The sequence below is a fragment of the Trichocoleus sp. FACHB-40 genome, assembly GCF_014695915.1.
In the GTDB taxonomy this organism is placed as follows: domain Bacteria; phylum Cyanobacteriota; class Cyanobacteriia; order Cyanobacteriales; family FACHB-T130; genus Funiculus; species Funiculus sociatus.
The window spans coordinates 83,310-99,366 of sequence record NZ_JACJPF010000034.1 but is presented as its reverse complement, the minus strand read 5'-3'; the positions used below and the strand labels follow the sequence as shown (position 1 = coordinate 99,366).

Annotated in this window: 19 protein-coding genes and 2 pseudogenes; 6 read left to right on the top strand and 15 right to left on the bottom strand. The window is 47.5% G+C overall.

Annotation, left to right across the window (positions count from 1 at the left end; translation table 11 throughout):
• Positions 1 to 356: hypothetical protein (locus tag H6F63_RS03875; protein WP_190635028.1), on the top strand; the 356-nt coding region annotated here is incomplete at its 5' end.
• A gap of 73 nt (positions 357 to 429) precedes the next feature.
• Here H6F63_RS03875 and H6F63_RS30875 read toward each other — a convergent pair.
• Positions 430 to 540, bottom strand: coding sequence for a YgjP-like metallopeptidase domain-containing protein (locus H6F63_RS30875; protein ID WP_347276771.1), 111 nt, complete (start codon positions 538 to 540; stop codon positions 430 to 432).
• 239 nt (positions 541 to 779) lie between these two features.
• Here H6F63_RS30875 and H6F63_RS03865 point away from each other — a divergent pair, with 239 nt between their 5' ends.
• The 4 genes from H6F63_RS03865 to H6F63_RS03850 all read left to right on the top strand — a co-directional run bounded on the left by H6F63_RS03865 (position 780) and on the right by H6F63_RS03850 (position 2,870).
• Entirely contained in the window at positions 780 to 1,151 is a 372-nt protein-coding gene (locus tag H6F63_RS03865; RefSeq protein ID WP_190635026.1) for a trypco2 family protein, read from the top strand.
• A gap of 21 nt (positions 1,152 to 1,172) precedes the next feature.
• Positions 1,173 to 1,316: a hypothetical protein gene (locus H6F63_RS03860; protein ID WP_190635024.1), complete on the top strand. Its 144-nt coding sequence runs from the start codon at positions 1,173 to 1,175 to the stop codon at positions 1,314 to 1,316.
• A 58-nt stretch (positions 1,317 to 1,374) separates the two neighbouring features.
• Positions 1,375 to 2,289, top strand: a complete 915-nt coding sequence (locus H6F63_RS03855; RefSeq protein ID WP_242019503.1) for a transposase — start codon at positions 1,375 to 1,377, stop codon at positions 2,287 to 2,289.
• A gap of 422 nt (positions 2,290 to 2,711) precedes the next feature.
• Positions 2,712 to 2,870: a hypothetical protein gene (locus H6F63_RS03850; RefSeq protein ID WP_190635047.1), complete on the top strand. Its 159-nt coding sequence runs from the start codon at positions 2,712 to 2,714 to the stop codon at positions 2,868 to 2,870.
• Here H6F63_RS03850 and H6F63_RS30870 read toward each other — a convergent pair.
• From H6F63_RS30870 to H6F63_RS03830, 6 genes and pseudogenes are all read right to left on the bottom strand, one after another.
• Positions 2,824 to 3,045, bottom strand: a complete 222-nt coding sequence (locus H6F63_RS30870) for an SDR family NAD(P)-dependent oxidoreductase (RefSeq protein WP_347276768.1) — start codon at positions 3,043 to 3,045, stop codon at positions 2,824 to 2,826. The two genes, H6F63_RS03850 and H6F63_RS30870, sit on opposite strands and share 47 nt — an antisense overlap.
• A gap of 52 nt (positions 3,046 to 3,097) precedes the next feature.
• A complete protein-coding gene (locus tag H6F63_RS29235; RefSeq protein WP_199297632.1) occupies positions 3,098 to 3,271 on the bottom strand; it encodes a hypothetical protein in 174 nt (57 codons plus the stop codon).
• Positions 3,272 to 3,325: 54 nt separating this feature from the next.
• A complete protein-coding gene (locus tag H6F63_RS29840; protein ID WP_347276770.1) occupies positions 3,326 to 3,667 on the bottom strand; it encodes a hypothetical protein in 342 nt (113 codons plus the stop codon).
• Positions 3,668 to 3,745: 78 nt separating this feature from the next.
• Positions 3,746 to 4,720: pseudogene (locus tag H6F63_RS29835) on the bottom strand (FAD-dependent oxidoreductase); the annotation flags it as partial.
• A gap of 318 nt (positions 4,721 to 5,038) precedes the next feature.
• Entirely contained in the window at positions 5,039 to 5,686 is a 648-nt protein-coding gene (locus H6F63_RS03835) for a cysteine hydrolase (RefSeq protein ID WP_190635022.1), read from the bottom strand.
• A 92-nt stretch (positions 5,687 to 5,778) separates the two neighbouring features.
• A complete protein-coding gene (locus H6F63_RS03830; protein ID WP_190433893.1) occupies positions 5,779 to 6,156 on the bottom strand; it encodes a hypothetical protein in 378 nt (125 codons plus the stop codon).
• Between the two features lie 229 nt (positions 6,157 to 6,385).
• On the opposite strand from H6F63_RS03830, the pseudogene H6F63_RS03825 reads away from it, so the two are divergent.
• Positions 6,386 to 7,400: pseudogene (locus H6F63_RS03825) on the top strand (IS630 family transposase).
• Positions 7,401 to 7,842: 442 nt separating this feature from the next.
• Here the strand turns inward: H6F63_RS03825 and H6F63_RS03820 are convergent.
• From H6F63_RS03820 to H6F63_RS29830, 8 genes are all read right to left on the bottom strand, one after another.
• Positions 7,843 to 8,664 (bottom strand): alpha/beta hydrolase, encoded by an 822-nt coding sequence (locus tag H6F63_RS03820; RefSeq protein ID WP_190635019.1) that lies wholly within the window; start codon positions 8,662 to 8,664, stop codon positions 7,843 to 7,845.
• A gap of 222 nt (positions 8,665 to 8,886) precedes the next feature.
• Positions 8,887 to 9,276, bottom strand: coding sequence for a DUF6130 family protein (locus H6F63_RS03815; RefSeq protein ID WP_190635017.1), 390 nt, complete (start codon positions 9,274 to 9,276; stop codon positions 8,887 to 8,889).
• Positions 9,277 to 9,503: 227 nt separating this feature from the next.
• On the bottom strand, positions 9,504 to 10,496 hold the full coding sequence (locus H6F63_RS03810) for an alpha/beta hydrolase (protein WP_190635015.1): 993 nt from the start codon (positions 10,494 to 10,496) through the stop codon (positions 9,504 to 9,506).
• Positions 10,497 to 10,661: 165 nt separating this feature from the next.
• Positions 10,662 to 12,974, bottom strand: coding sequence for an alpha/beta fold hydrolase (locus H6F63_RS03805; protein WP_190635013.1), 2,313 nt, complete (start codon positions 12,972 to 12,974; stop codon positions 10,662 to 10,664).
• A 275-nt stretch (positions 12,975 to 13,249) separates the two neighbouring features.
• Positions 13,250 to 13,900, bottom strand: coding sequence for an MOSC domain-containing protein (locus H6F63_RS03800; protein WP_190635041.1), 651 nt, complete (start codon positions 13,898 to 13,900; stop codon positions 13,250 to 13,252).
• Positions 13,901 to 13,974: 74 nt separating this feature from the next.
• Positions 13,975 to 14,364 carry a DUF302 domain-containing protein gene (locus H6F63_RS03795; protein ID WP_190635011.1) on the bottom strand — a complete coding sequence of 130 codons (390 nt, stop codon included), beginning with the start codon at positions 14,362 to 14,364 and terminating at the stop codon, positions 13,975 to 13,977.
• Positions 14,365 to 14,412: 48 nt separating this feature from the next.
• On the bottom strand, positions 14,413 to 15,162 hold the full coding sequence (locus H6F63_RS03790; protein WP_190424693.1) for an SDR family oxidoreductase: 750 nt from the start codon (positions 15,160 to 15,162) through the stop codon (positions 14,413 to 14,415).
• A gap of 124 nt (positions 15,163 to 15,286) precedes the next feature.
• Positions 15,287 to 16,018, bottom strand: coding sequence for a cupin domain-containing protein (locus tag H6F63_RS29830; RefSeq protein ID WP_242019500.1), 732 nt, complete (start codon positions 16,016 to 16,018; stop codon positions 15,287 to 15,289).
• Positions 16,019 to 16,057 lie beyond the last annotated feature (39 nt).

The following is a 16,057-nucleotide window of genomic DNA, read 5'->3' as shown; positions in this document are numbered from 1 at the left end:
GCTGCCCAACTGTTGAGGAAATCCAAGCTGAAGTCAATAGCATACTAGACAGCCCTGAAATTCGCAGTACTGTTAAGTGTCAGGTTGTACCAAAATATCGTGAGAGGCTTGATCATTCTCTAGATCCCTCAAGCAAAGAACGTAAAGGAGAAAAATGGTTTGATGAGAAGTGGAATGATGAAAGCTGGCGAATAAGGAACTGTCCTGGCAAAGAGGTTCTAACACGATTGAGAAGATGGTGCCAGCAAACCTATCGTCTTACTTTAACTCCTCGTAAACTTGCTGCAACGCTCCATCAGTTGCCAGATGATGTGCAAGAAATTATGGATAAACTCCAAGAATACTTTTACAGTTGACTGAAAAGAAAGTCAAAAATAAGGATTCCAAGACACTAGAGTATATACTTATTTTTGACTTACAGCTCACCCCTTACCAATACCCCCCCTGTAACAGCTGCTCTCGTTCCTCCCAATCCGGTAGATAAGCGTACATGAAGCTTTTGAATATTTTGCTGTGATTGGGAACCAGCAAATGCGCCAGTAGGTGTTTTCATTGACATTGAGCTGCTGTTGTTCGGCGCTGGTGTCGATGTATTGTTGAGCTAACTTTTAAAACTCGGATAGAGCTACCTGGGTGTCGATTGGTGGGTTTTCGTAAGCTTCCACTAGCTTTTCGGCTTGACTGGGCTATAAAAGAACTGGAGAAGACGAGTTAACTCTCTTAAAGGCTCCAGAAATTCAGTATTTAGATTAACCAACCGATACAGGAGTAATTGCAGCGTGGCAGAGGAAAATAGCATCGGGCTGGCGGAACTGATTGAGCAAGTAAAGCGGGAACTACTCACTCCCTCCAGTGAAGGTGAGATTGACATCCCCCTGTTGAGCGTGGATGAGGTGGAACTCGAACTCCAAGTAACGGTTAAGAAGGAAGCCAAGGGAGGAATAAAAATTTACGTTCTAGAGTTAGGTGGGGGAGCTAGTCGAGATGACGTACAAAAAGTGAAGGTTAAGCTTTCTGCGATTGTTAGCAAAGAAACTCTTTTGGGTCTGTACAAAAAACGCCATCCGGAACGTTTGAGCGAACTGGTGGATACAAGTTTTGAAGGAATCTTTAAAGGCGGTAGCGGCGAGAATTTAAACGAGCAGTTCTAAACACCGTAAACCAGCAGATTAATGGAACTATTTGAGTTATACCTTTCACCCATTGATGCCACTCGGTTCAAAGTCATCGTCACTCAATCCGCCTTACCGCCAGTAAGAAGGTCTGCCACGAAACACCCTTGGCAATGCGGAGAGCGTCCATCTCCAGCACATTAGACATCTCCGAAATAGAATAGATATTGACTAAAATCGCTTAAAATTAAGATATTATTAGATGTCTCTGCCTAAACAAATGAGTAACATAATAGCATATGTCGAGCAAAATATCCAAGAAAGTAAACGATTAATAGGTTTAGAATATGAGCAGCTACAACAATTAATACAGGCAGCTCAATTACTCCACGAAAAACAACGAGCAGAAATTGAAAAAAACAAAGTAAGGATAATTAAAAGAGGTGGTGGCAGAAAAGCTAAACTGTCAATCAGTGAGCAGATAATACTAACTTTAGTATATCTACATCATCTACCAACCTTTCAAATGTTGGGACTCCAGTTTGGAGTCAGTGAATCAACAGCTAATGATATTTTTCATTATTGGTCAGAGCTATTAAGAGAACTCTTGCCACCCAGTTTACTAGAACAAGTTAAAAAAAACGCGAATGAACATCAATGGGTTCAAGAAGCTTTAGCGGAAATGGAGTTAATAGTAGATAGCTGTGAGCAGCCTATACAGAGACCAGAAGAGTATGAAGAGCAGAAAAAGTTTTATTCAGGGAAGAAGAAAAATCATACTTTTAAAAACCAATTCATTGTAACTCCTAATGGACGAGAAATAGTAGATATTATAGTCGGGAAGCCGGGGACTACAAGCGATATAAATATTTGGCGAACAAATCAGTCAAAATTTGCCTTTACTCAGAGATATAAAGGAGATAAAGCTTACATAGGGGAGCCACAAATAGCAACGCCCCCTAAAAAGCGAAAACATCAAGAATTAAGCGCAAAAGAGCAAGAGGAGAATCGGGAAAAAGCTAGCCAAAGAATATTTGTAGAACACGTAATTCGGCTAGTTAAAATTTTCCGAGCGGCTGGGGAAAGATTTCGACTAAGAAGGGAGAATTATCAGAAAGTAATTTTGACAATATGTGGGTTAGTAAGGTTAAGAATAGAGGCATTATGTCTACCGTAAAAAATGGGGGAAGACAGCGGTTAAATTTTAAAGAAATATTTTCAATATTTTCAGGGATTTTTATCTAAAATTCCCTGTAACCCTAATAAACTCGTTAAATTGCTTGAACAAGCAAGATACTAATTGAACATCTCAAAGTATTGCTATGGATGGTTTTGAGCATTTTCGGAGATGTCTATTGGGTCTTACTGGGGTAGTAATTAAGTCGATGTGCCGAGAACAGTTGGTTTGATTGGATTCCAAGGGTATCTCTTGAGCATATCAAACAGATGATAAATCCTTGCTTAGCTAAAAAGCGTGTTGATAAAGGATGCGATTGCTCGTTTTAGTTGTAGGGGGATTTCATGGATGTGAGCACATGTTTGCAGATGTGCGCTTGGACAAATTGACAGCGATGAAAAAGGCACTGGATAGGTTTATAAGTGAGATTTCAGCTTAAGTTTTTGGGCGGTTGGCGTTGGTTGCAAGAGAAATGCCAGCCCGTTAGCGGAGAGATGGGACAGGGGAATGCGCGACTAGAGTGTATTCAACGCCTTACGATATCTCTCGGTGTAGTGACCGGCTTGCTGCATATGGGATAGAAATGCCTGCTCTAAGCAGACAGCGGTGAACAAATATAGTATTGAATGTCTGCTGCCAATCATCATCACTTAGGGCAAGTGTGCCACCGTTAGGTGCCGAAGAACCGCCAACATTATTAATAAGGATGTCCACGCCGCCGAGACGAGCAAACACTTCCTTGACAACTTTTTCCACTCCATCAGGCGTGCTGATGCCAGACTGAATAAATAAATCCGGCGATTGAAGTTCATGATTGCTTTGAGTGGGCGGTTTTGATGAGTGTTACACCAGCTTGCCTCAGACGTTTGACGTTGGCGTAGCCTCTCCCTTGGAGAATCGCTTTGCTCATGCCTTTAGTTCCGCCTGTAACCAGCACTCTCTTGTCGGACAACTCGTTGTGGTTAATTTGGATGGTCGTCATTAGCAGCCTCATTTGGGTGTAAACAATTGTGAGGTGTCTGCACTTACTGCCTTCTTAGACCTTTGAAAACAGCATATTTAACCCTTCAGTCATAGTAGGATGAGTCAAAACTGCATCACGCAGAACGGTGTAGGGCATCTGAGCTTGCATCACCATCTGCACGGTTGAAATCACTTCACCCGCTTCATGACACAAGAGTGAACACCCCAGAATACGACCGGTCTCGGTATCCACGATCGCCTTCATCAGTCCATCGGTTTGACCCTCTGTTTCCGCTCGCATAATGTTTGAGGCATCCAGCTTCGCCACTCGGATGGCATACCCTTGTTGCTGTGCTTCGGTTTCGGTCAGACCCACATGAGCGAGTTCTGGGTCGATGAACAGACAGGATGGCACCAAGCGATCGCGCGTGCTGCGGTTGCCGTCATCAATCAGATTCGCTTTGACAATCCGATAATCATCAAGCGCCACATGGGTATATTGCGGCCCCCCATTGCCCCCATTGATATCGCCTAACGCCCAAAGACCCGGTACGTTCGTTTCCAGGCGATCATTGACTGGAATAAATCCGCGTGCATCGGTTGCTACACCAGCAGCAGCTAGATTTAAGGTATCGGAGTTTGGTGTACGACCGACGGCAACGAGCAAGTGCGAACCTTGAAGTTCCATTTTCCGCTCGGCGACTTGAAGAAGAAGTTTAGTTGCATTGCCAGAGCACTCGACCCTTAACACCTTCGCCTTCAGCAAGAATTCAATGCCATCTCGTTCTAGTAGCGTTTGCACCGCGATCGCAATATCTGGGTCTTGCTGTGACAGGATTTGCTCACTGTGCCCAATGACAGTGACGCAAGAGCCAAAGCGCCGGAACATTTGGGTAAACTCCAACCCAATTTAGCCACTACCGAGAACGATTAGGTGTTCTGGCAACTCTTCCAATTCCATGATCGACTCACTGGTCAAAAATCCAGCTTCTTTGAGTCCCGGCACCGATGGAATCAACGGTCGCGTGCCTGTATTGATAAACAATCGTTCTGCGGTGAGTAACCGAGTCGTACCCTCATCTGTTGCCACTTCAATCGTTTTAGGTGCCACAAAGCGAGCGGTGCCAATGATCAGATCGTCCCCTAATGCGGTGTGCAAGTTGTTAAGATTTATTGGTCGCAGGGACTGCACGACCGAGCGTTTGCGCCCAATTACTGCCGCCATATCAACCGTTAGCGGTGTCGTCTTGATGCCGTAGGCAGCACTGTGAAGCACAGTATTTGCCACCTCTGCACTTGCCACCATCGTTGTGCTGGGAATGCAGGCAATATTAGGGCACGAGCCACCAATCATGTTTAAGCTACGTTCCACCAGAGCGGTTTGGCGTCCGTCCGCGACTAGTGCAGGTGCCAGTGTTTTACCCGCTTTACCGCCGCCGATAATAATGTCGTCGTATTGGGTATCCATTTCTATCTCCTTTGCGTTTGACGTTACTTGATTCGGCGATTGGGATTACTTCACAGCAGAGCTAACAGCAAAAATCTTTGAACTTTTTTCCATGTAAAAACTGTCATTGCGATCACCTGTGTATTCATGATTCCTGCTGGATTGTTGAAATCTCTAAAATGGCTTTTGTCACATGCATGATTAACTTGAAAACTGGTGGGATTGGTAACCGATTGCCTGCTGGATATGTGGTAAAACCAATTAGACAAACACCATTCCCACTTGGATTTTTCTGAGCTGTAAGTGCAACTTCTGTGTAATTAGCATCGTTGATAGGCGTTATACCATTGCTGCTACAATCTCGTCCGTAGACAGAACTGCGTTGGCGATATACCCGAAATTAATCAGTGCGGCCTTGTAGCCGTCGCCCAATTCCGGATGTTGAGGGGCAGCCGTTGCGTCTTTGATGACAAGCACCTCAAATCCCTGTTCGATCAAGTCGCGTAGGTGAGCTTCAACACAAATATTTGCCAGCATTCCGAGCAGAATGACTTTGCTGATGTTGCGCTTACGCAGTTGTAAAACGAGGTCATTGCTCTGCGGTCCGTAAGCTTTGTGGGGACTGACCACGATTGTCTTGCCATCCTCAATGAATGGCTTGTAGCGATCGAGCCAGTCAGCACCAGAACCCAAGAAACCGTCCAGGCTCAACGCACCCCTGCGATCAAACTCCCTGGATTTAAGCATCATTTGCTCCACGGTTCCGGCAAATTTCCAGCCATAGTCGGTGGGGTAGTAATAGTGGGGGGAGATGAAAACCTCAAATTTATTCTGCTTCGCGGCTTTGAAGATGCGCTCAATGTTCTCGACGGTCTTGTTATCTTTGACATTGTTACCCACCAAGTCCCAGGAAACCCCTGTTTCGCTCAAGACATCGTTTTGCGGATCAATAACGACTACTGCGGTGTCATTCTTGTTGATGTTCATGTCTCTTTTCGCTTGTTGATGTTCACGGTTATCTTTGGTCTGGCACTAACGCAACTGGGTTTTAAAAAAGTGCTTAACACGCGCTAGAGTATTTAATTTTTCCTACAAGTTCGCTGCATCAAGATACGGTTGTTTTTATACACCTCTAAAGTTCCAGACTGCGGGTTATCTAACGTGCCATCCCACACCCAATATTGATAATTTCCATTCCGAAACTTATACACTCGAACACCTTCTGTCGCTTGGCTAGTTCCTCCGTCTAAACTTAAATTCCCGTTGGGACTGGTCGAGCGATACAGGAGTTTACCAGAAGTATGATTCTGCCAAATATTAATGTTGTAGCCACCCCGGCATTTCGTACTCAGGATGATGCCAGCAGTAGAATCAGCAGACGCTCTTAAGGAAAAATTAGCTAAGACACTGATGGGCAGAGCCAGGAGTAATGCAGATATTTTTAGTAGTGTTTTCATTGTTTTCAAGAGTGTTGTAAAACTAATTAGACTGAAATCGTTCATATTGAATTGCTTCGACGTTAATTCCGAATTGAGGAGAAAGGTGCCTTTACTCAAACTCAAATTAATGTTGAGCATTGTCAGCGATAGAGTAAGCGATTATGGCTTTACCTTCTGAGATAATTCCCTCTATAAGTAGGTAGGTGGAATTAATTATAAGATAGTAAATCTGCGTCATTAGCCTGTCATGCCTGCCCCTTTACGCATCATTCTGACCCCGGAAGAAGACCGTACCTTAAGTGAACTACGACTTGCTCAGAGCCTTCCCCAACGAATCCGTGACCGAGCACATATGCTGCGCTTGAATGCTCAGGGATGGAATGTGCCAGCAATTGCGGAGGTCTTCGAGTGCCATGCTCATACGGTCAGAGCGACCCTGCGAAGATGGGAAGAAAGGGGATTAGGAGGATTGTGGGAAGCACCGGGCCGAGGTGCAAAGCCCAAGTGGCAAGCTTCAGACCTGGACTATCTGACAGAGTGTTTAGAGAACGAACCCCGAACCTACAACAGTATGCAATTAGCCAAGAAGCTCAAACAAGAGCGGTTAGTGGATTTGAGTAGCGATCGCATCAGACGACTGCTTAAAAAAAAACTATCGCTGGAAACGCACCCGACCTAGCCACCGGTGTAAACAAGACCCGGTGAAAAAGGCACTCAAGCAGGCAGACTTAGATACCTTAAAACTAGCCGCGCAGGAGGGGCATATTAAACTCAAGTATCTCGATGAAGCCGGATTTTGCCTCTGGAGCCCAGTCAGCTACAGCTATAGCCCGGTTGGGCAGCAGAAGCGGATAGAACAAACCCTCAAGCGTTATGGTAACCGGATTAGCATTTTGGGTTTGTGGCAACCGGGAGAACGGTTCGAGTATGCCCTGGCTCAAGGCGGATTCAAGAGCGAGAGCTACATTAAAGTGATGGATTGGATGGCGCTCAAACCCGCCCAATCCCTCGCACAAAGAGGTCGTCTCACCGTAGTCGTGCAGGATAATGGCTAAGAGCATACCAGTTTGTTGGTGCGTCAACAGTGGTCACGTTGGCAGGAGCAAGGGCTATTCGTTTTCTTTTTACCTCCCTATTGTTCAAAAATGAATCCGATTGAAACACAATGGCATCAACTGAAAAGTCATGAAATTGCCGGACAGATGTTTGATAACGAGTACGATGAGAGCGATGGCTGTAATAGATGGGATGAAAGCTCGTAGCGAAGCCGGTGCATATACACTGGAGCGTTTTATATTTAATTGCACCTAGCTACTTACCATCCGTCGTGTTAAACAGCAGCAGCTTAACGGAAACGTTTTTCCGTATTCGTATATTTCGGTGCCTAGCTTTAAATCGTCGTGAAGTAGTACACAGCTTTAATCCGTTGCGATGGTCTTAAATAAAATTAGTATTCAGTGTTCGCTGGGAAGTCACTGTGGTTCATCTTCCCCGGATTAGCCCAATTCGCTGAAAAGGTCAGGTTTCGGTTATTGAAAGATACACTTTTTCAGAAGAGGGGAATGTGGTAATTCTCATGAACCCCTTTCCTTGTCAGCATTTGCAAGTTTTGTTCTGTACTCAGCCTTTGCCCATGTCTTTGCTTCCGCCTGTCACCAGCAGAGCACAGGGATTCCGATGTATCCGCGATGCGTTCACACTTCTCTATTGCGCGGTTGCAGCGTGTTCGATGATCTCGGCAACGGCGTCTGGATGGGAAACCATCACGACATGGGACGCGCCATTTACAACAACGGTTTCCTTTGAGTTGGCCCGCTTCGCCATGAAAGAATGTACCGCCGCCGGAATGTTCAAGTCGCGATCGCCATAAATGAACCAGGACGGGATAGATTTCCATGCAGGCGCCCCGGAGGCTTCATTAAACGCGGCTTCCATAATCGGACGCTGGGTACTAGCCATCAGTTGCGCGTCGTTAGCGGGCACATCTGCGGCAAACTGCATGTGGAACTTGCTCTGCTGAATATACAGGTCTTTGCCACCATCGGGCAGGACAACCGGCGGCGCGAGGGTCGGCGTGAGCGTGCTGCCCGGATAACGTCCTGAGAGTTCGGCGGCAGTCTCGCCTTCCTCAGGAGCAAAGCCAGCAACGTAGACCAGTGCTTTCACATTGTTGTTACCATTAACCGCATTGGTCGTTACCGAACCTCCGTAGGAATGTGCAACCAGCACGATGGGACCGTTGATGTCTTTAAGGACGCTAGCGACATAGTCTGCATCGCTTTTGACGCCACGTAGGGGATTAGCCACAGCAACCGTCGGGTAACCTTTTGTGATCAGTTTGGTCAATACCCCGTTCCAACTGGAAGACTCGGCGAATGCGCCGTGGACGAACACGATCGTAGGCTTATTGGCTTGTGCGCTGGCAGTATTCATGATGGCTCCCAGAGAAGTGATTGTAATGGTTCCTAAAAAGAGAATGACAATCAGAAGCAGGCGAATGCCGTTCCTGAAGGTGAGCATATTCATGTTGTGACTTCCTTTGAATTCATTTCGTTGTATAGGCTGCAACCGTGATGTGAGAAATTGACGGATGTGGGTTGCGATAACGAAGCGCTGCGAAGTGTCGATCGCATCATTTCATAGGACTTACGCAAATTGAGCTTTAAAGCGCCATCAGTAGGGGCGTACAGCTATGCGCCCCTACTATATGTGGCGTTAGTGCGTAAGTCCTGATTTCACAGACCTGACTCATCGCTTAAGATCGGGCATTGTGAACGTCATTGTTTCGCTGGTGATTACTTTGTGTGTAGGGTCGGCTAGTTCGATCAACACCTTGTGTGGACCAGGTTCCAGTCCGACCAGGATCAATGTTTCGCCGCTGGTGTCAACAAAGTGCCAGGGTGCGTCGTCAACAGTGATGTGGACATGACCAAGGCGTGGCGATACATCAAGGGCACCTTTACCGAACACCGGCAACATCCGCAGGTTCTCGGTTCGATACTGGATAAAGACGCGACCCTGTGACAGCGGTTCGGGAAGTGGTGGATCAACAATCAGCTTCGCTGGTGCTTCGTTTTCAATCGCGATCAATGGGGATGGACCGACAATATCCTTGGCGCTTGGGATGTGATTGTCCATAGCTGTCAGGTACTTGAGAATTGACCTTATGAAGTTCAATGTTCGAGATGATTCATCCTTTGCCCGAATTAGGCAGGGGTGAATTGCAGCCGTGACGAGAGATTAACTATCTCTGACTTACACAATGGGGATTGAATAAGTCAGAGTAGTTTCAAGCCTGTAATCTCTGAAACCGACAAGAACGAGGATTGATTGTAATTGGCGGTAAAAGAAACGATCGTTTCCTATTACAGATATTTCTTCAGTTCAGCGGCTGCTTGGACAAAAAGAGAACGAACTGCCGGAACCTCGGCTAAACCATTAAGTAGTCCGAAGTCATGAATCATGCCGTTGTAACGCACGGTTGTCACTTTTACCCCGGCTTCATCCAGCTTGCGTCCATACGCTTCGCCTTCATCACGCAAGATATCGCTTTCTCCAACCTGAATTAACGCCGGAGGCAATCCTTTCAGTTGCTCAACCGTAGCCTGTAGGGGAGAGGCATAAATTTCTTTGCGCTTTTCTGGGTCAGTCGTATAGAGGTCATACATCCACTTCATCAAAGATGTGGTCAGGAAACGTTTCTCGCCAAATTGTTGATAAGAATCCGTTTCAAAATCCGCATCGACGATCGGCCACATCATGATTTGTAGCTTGATGTGTGGTCCTCCGTTTTCTTTCGCCTTCAAAGCAGTTACTGTTGTCATATTCCCGCCAACACTGTTGCCGACAACTGCCAAATTTTTGCCATCCACACCAATCTCCTCACCATGCTCAGCAACCCATTTGGTTGCGGCATAGATCTCATTAATCGCTTGTGGATACTGGGCATCTGGCGTGCGAGTGTAGTTAACAAAGACACCCGCAAACCCTGAAAGCACAACGAGCTCACGCACCATACGCTTGTGCGTTGGATAATCACCCAGCACCCAACCGCCGCCATGAATAAAGATGAAAACAGGCAATGTGCCTTTGACACCTTCAGGTCGCACAATATTGAGTGTAATCGAATAACCGTCAGCAGAAATCGTCTTCTCAGACTCCTCAATACCAGAAAGGTCTACTGGAACAGAAGCTTGTGCATCAACAAAAACCTGACGTGCTTCGAGTGGAGTGAGTGTCTCCAGCGCCGCACCTCCTGAATTCAGCACGTTCAAAAATTCCTTCACCCCTTTGGAAAGACGTGGATCATCTGCAACTTCCAAAATTTTTGCGGCTGGCGAGTTTACTTGAGCAACCATGACATTCTCCTTTGATAAGTAGTAAACAATCTGTTGAAATGACACTGTTAAGTGAATTGATTTAACAGTGTTGCTTGAAGAGCAGTGATTGTGGAATGGCAATCACTTTCTACTGACATCGTTTCCCAGCCAGAACTATTTGTTACTGGTGAAAAAGTTGTTAACCTAGCGCGTCGCTGCCCCGCTCGGTTGTTTCCACACCGCAGGAGCATAGAGCGAGTTCTCAAAATCGGGGGCAATATCGCCTGTGATACGTGCCTCATGATGCGCCCAGTCCTCAAAGAACAAGTCGTGACTGATGCACGATACTATTGCAGGTACGTCGCGACGGATGCTAGGTATGTCACCAACTGGCAAGCCGAAGCTGACCAAACCAGCAGGATTAAATACGTGAATGTCTTTCAGATAAGGGGCAGTGCCAGGTACTTTTTCTTGGTATTCGTGGGCGCTACCGAGGTAAGGGTGCATCCCCAAATTGTCGTCGCGCAGGTCTTCTGGTGGCTCGTAGCGATCGCGCCAGAGGGCAATATGCTGGGCAAAGTCGGCTAGTTCGGGACGCTTTGTTGGGTCAACGAAGTAACCAGTGCCAGCGAGCGCAAAATCAAACTCGGAAACATCATCGTTCACCTGGATAGCAATGCGATCACCCATTTTCCGTGCCGATTTCCAAGGTGCAGATAGGTGGATGTGAAAGTTCGGGAAGGCGATCGCTCGCTTAATCGAGTTCGGTGGTGGCGCGGTGCCTGCTTGATGAAAGCGCCAAGCCTGGAACCAGCGAACTGCATCGGGTAGTTGAGGATAATTGTCATAAGCGCCAGGATAGTCCCGTACCCGCAGTAATGACAGAGATGCAAGCTCTGACCGCCGTACAAATAGGTGTACTGCCTTAGCTCCCGATTCCAACGCCACTCCTGCTGCATCGAAAGCTGAAGCCGCTGCACCCAGCACTGCCACAGTCTTACCGCGCAGTGCTTCAAAATCGATGGCATCGGCGGTATGTGCGTACAGCGTGCGTGGTAAGTCAGCCAGTACTGGAGGTATGTATGGACCACCAGTGCCAGCCACGCCATTGGCGAAGATAATTTTGCGCGTAGTTTCTACCTGCGGGACACCGTCTACCTCAAGGTGTAAGCGGAAGAAACCTGCATCTGGCTCAATCCGCACCAACTTCGTCCGGTAACGAACCTGGATACCGAGGAATTGCCGATACCAACTGAGGTACTCAGCCCAAGCCACTCGCCCAATGTGATCGATCTGCGCGTAGGCTGCCGCACCGTGCCGAGCTTCGTACCAGGCTTGAAAGGACAATTCTGGGATGCCTAGTTCTGGACCAGGCAGATTTTTCGGCGTGCGGAGCGTTTTCATCCGCGCTCGCGTCAGCCATACGCCTGCATGAGCCTCGTCATCGGCTGCATCGATCTCCGTCACGCGACCGATTCCAGCACGGCGTAGCGCAAATACAAAGGTGCTACCGCTGCCGCTGCCACCTATTATAGTGACATTGTGATCGATGCCAGGGCGATCGGGTACCCAGTTTTCGGGATCGGGACCGAGCAGGCGTAGTGCCTCGCGGGCATCAAAATCGGGATCGGTCGTTGTTGTCCTGTCGATCATGGTGTTCTCTACAACGTGGGTGGTCAGAAAGCAGCGAATATGATCTGCGATCACGTCCCCATCTTCTTCCAGGGCAAAGTGTCCGGTATCGAGTAGATGAAACTCAAGATTCTGCAAGTCACGTTTGTAGGCATAGGCTCCTTCGACTAAAAAGCCCTGATCGTTTTTGCCCCACACGACTAACGTTGGGGGTTGATACTGACGCAGGTAGGCTTGCCATTGCAGATACAGCAACAAATTGGATTGATAGTCGTACTTCAATGCCAGTTGAATATCCGAGTTACCAGGGCGATCGAGAAGCGCTTCATCCAAAGTCCACGTATCGGGACTGAGGGACTCTAAATTTCTCGCTCCAGTGGTGTAATACCATTTCGCGCCCTTGATAGCTAGAGCCTGACGCACCCGCTCGGTATTCTCAGGTGTCTTGTTCTGCCAAAAAGCTCGCATTGGTTGCCAGAAATCACCTAGCCCTTCCGCGTAGGCATTGCCATTTTGCACAATCAGCGACTCTACCCGCTCTGGATTCTGCGTTGCAAGGCGATAGCCAATAGGAGCGCCATAGTCCATCAAGTAAAGACTGTAGCGTTTCAAGCTGATCGCATCGATAAAGCCTGCCATTACTTCGGTAAGGCGATCGAATGTGTAATCAAACTCATCCACCGTAGGCATGGAACTATAGCCAAAGCCAGGGTAATCAGGGGCAACCAGATGGAAGGAATCCGCAAGTGCAGGTATGAGATTGCGGAACATGTGAGAGGAAGTCGGGAAGCCATGCAACAGCAGAATCGTTGGGTTGTCGCGAGAACCCGCTTCACGATAGAAAATATCTAAACCATCGATTGAGACTGTGCGATATGTGGTCATGGAATATATGCGTTGTAGAAGTATGAGAAACAGGTGTTCTGTTGTTCTCATTGTTCAATATTCATTTGATTCAGAACACTGAAGTTTGCTGAGTTAAGCGACAAGTTAGAGACGGCTTTAAAGCGTTTAAATCTTAACTCAAAGAGTAATTACAGGTTATCTCCATCCAGTTATTTCAATCGTTACAGGAAAGTGCCCTATAAGTAGTGGCTGATGGACGTGAAGCCATGCTGAGAGAACCTTCTTCAACTGGTGAAGTTTTACGACAGGTTAATTTATCTCACATCCTGACGACGACCTTGCTCCTGGAAGTAGTCGCGCCAACTTTCGGGTAAAGCTTCCAGTTGAGCAGCACGGTGAAGTAACTCTGGATTGTCTTCCTGGCGAACATAAAGTTGAGTGATATCAGCAACAGTGATGTTGTTGTCATCTCGACTCACCAACTCTAAAGTGTCTCCAGCTCCGACTTCGCCCTCTTGCAAAACACGAAAGTAAAATCCGGTTCGACGACTCGCGAGAAATCGTTTAACCATATCCGGTCGTCCAAACCGAATCCCAAGTTTGTAGCAGGGTAGGCGAGGTTGTGTCACCATCAGTTTTACAGTGCCGATGTGAAAGTGATCGCCAATGTTCACTTCCTCTTCTCTTAGTCCAGTGATTGTGAAATTTTCGCCAAAGATACCTAGCGGCAGCTCTGTGTCAGGCAATTCACCTCGCCAGTAATCGTAATGCTCGAACGGATAGACATAGACGGCTTTGTCTAATCCGCCATGAACGGTGAGATCAGCCTGTCCATCACCGTCTAAATTGAGCGATCGCACCATCACCCGTTTGCTGACTGGCTCTTTGAAAATTCCAGTTGTAACTGTTTTCCCTTTCCAGGTCACTTCACGCGGAAGTCCTACGTTGACACAGATGAGTTTCATCTTTAGCTCCAAAGTTTTGGATTCCATTCGATTACGGCAGCCAACATGGGATATCGAAAAAATGACTGAGTTGCTTATCGGAGTGCTTGATTGACTAAAGGTGCAATGACCGCGATGTTTTTGACCAACTCATCGGAGAGAGAGAACCGCTGCTTTAAGTAATTAGGATCGTTGTAACTCAGCCATACCTTACCGTCAGCCGCTTCCCATGCCAGTATTTTCAGGGGTAAATCCAGAGCGATCGTCGGTTCTGCCACCATGAGCGGTGTTCCGGCTTCAGGGTTGCCAAACAGCAATAACTGTGTCGGACGCAGGCTGAGTCCAACTTTTTTGGCTTCAGCTCGTTGATCAATGCGGACAAAAATGGTGATGCCTTTTGCCTGAAGGATAGCTTCTAAGCGATCGACGGTTTCGGTTACTGAATATGGGCTGGGCTGACTGATGATGCCGTTAATTGCATTCATAGCAGCGAACTCCTCTATGGTTTTGGTGATGGGTATTTTTAGGGCACTTTAAATCTGTGCCATACCGCCATCGACAAACAGCTCGATGCCGTTGACAAAGCTGCTGTCGTCACAAGCGAGAAAGACGACGGCTTTGGCAATCTCATCCGGTGTGCCGACTCGTCCTAGTGGGATATTTTTGGCTTCAGTTGCTACGAAATCCTGCACCTGCTCATCACTCAGTCCCATGAGATTGTAACCGGGAGTAGGAACTACACCAGGGCTAATAGCATTAACTCGGATCTGGCGCTCTTTGAGGTCGAGTGTCCAATTGCGAGCAAACGAGCGCACAGCGGCTTTGGTCGCACTGTAAACGCTGAAGGCTGGGGTACCCATAGTAGTAGTAGTCGAGGCGTTTAGAATGATGGAAGCGCCCTCTGGCAACAGAGGTAGTGCCTTCTGCACGGTGAACAGCAAACCTTTGACGTTAGTGTTGAACGTTTTGTCAAAGTGTTCTTCGGTGATTGCTCCAAGTGGAACGAGTTCTCCACCACCAGCATTGGCGAAGATCACATCGAGGTGTCCTTTCTCTTGCTCAATCGTGGCGAACAGGCGATCGAGGTCTTCCATCTTGGAGGCATCGCTCTGAACACCCGTGATGTTTTCACCGATCGCTTTGACGGCGGCATCCAGTTCAGTTTGGCGACGACCGGTGATGAAGACATATGCCCCTTCGGCGACAAAGCGCTTAGCAGTGGCAAGACCGATGCCGCTGGTACCGCCGGTGACAAGAGCGACTTTTCCTTCTAGTTTTTTCATCATGATAAATCCTGTGGTTGTTGAGGGGTGAAAGAGTAGTTTGCGGTGGGTTGCTTTCAACACGAGAACAATGAGGAGCAGCCTGATGTTGACGATCTGCGCTAAAAAGTTTTCCCGCATCACCTCATGTGGAGGGTACATCTCCGGGCGCACCCAGAATTTCGTCGCCAATCTCAGCGCTAATGCGTTCAACTAGCTCCATGTCCGATGATTCTGTCTCATCCAGCGTCCCCACTGCTGCAATCAGCCGAGCAAAGGCACTGGGCGCAGCAACGACCAACCCACGAGCTGGCTTATCGCCGAGCACCGCGACGACGTGAGGTGTGCCAACCGGAATCAGGAAGCTTTCACCCGCGCTTAGCACAACCTTGTTCTCACCTGCCCACACTGTGAACTCCCCTTCCAGTACATAGAGTTGTTCAGAATAGCGCGTGTGGCGATGGGGAGGAGTCTGTGAGCCAGGTGGGAAGTAGCCTTCAATTAGATCGTACTGACCTCCGGTCGTGGTATGGTCAGCAACGATGGTGAGGCGAGAACCAAAAAACCAGAAAGATTGTGTCATAAGATTGCTCTTTTCTCCTTGTGGATAGCTATAAAGTTGATGTTTAATAGCCTTATTAGTCAGAGGGGTCAATCGCTGCAAATGTGCGATCGCTTGAATCGCTATCGCCTCATCAGGATTGCTGTCTCGATTAACTGGAAAATCATGAGATGACTGAAGCCGCTGAGCAACCTCTTGTGCAATATGGGTAAATACATGATTCAAACTGGAGCTGTTGAGGTGTTGCGGCAGGCTTTGCAACTTTTCAGGATTATCGATAGTAGTGGAGTAAAGGTATTGCCGATCACGGTTCATTAGTTTGTCTCCCTATCTAAACTTCACGGTTTAGAACAC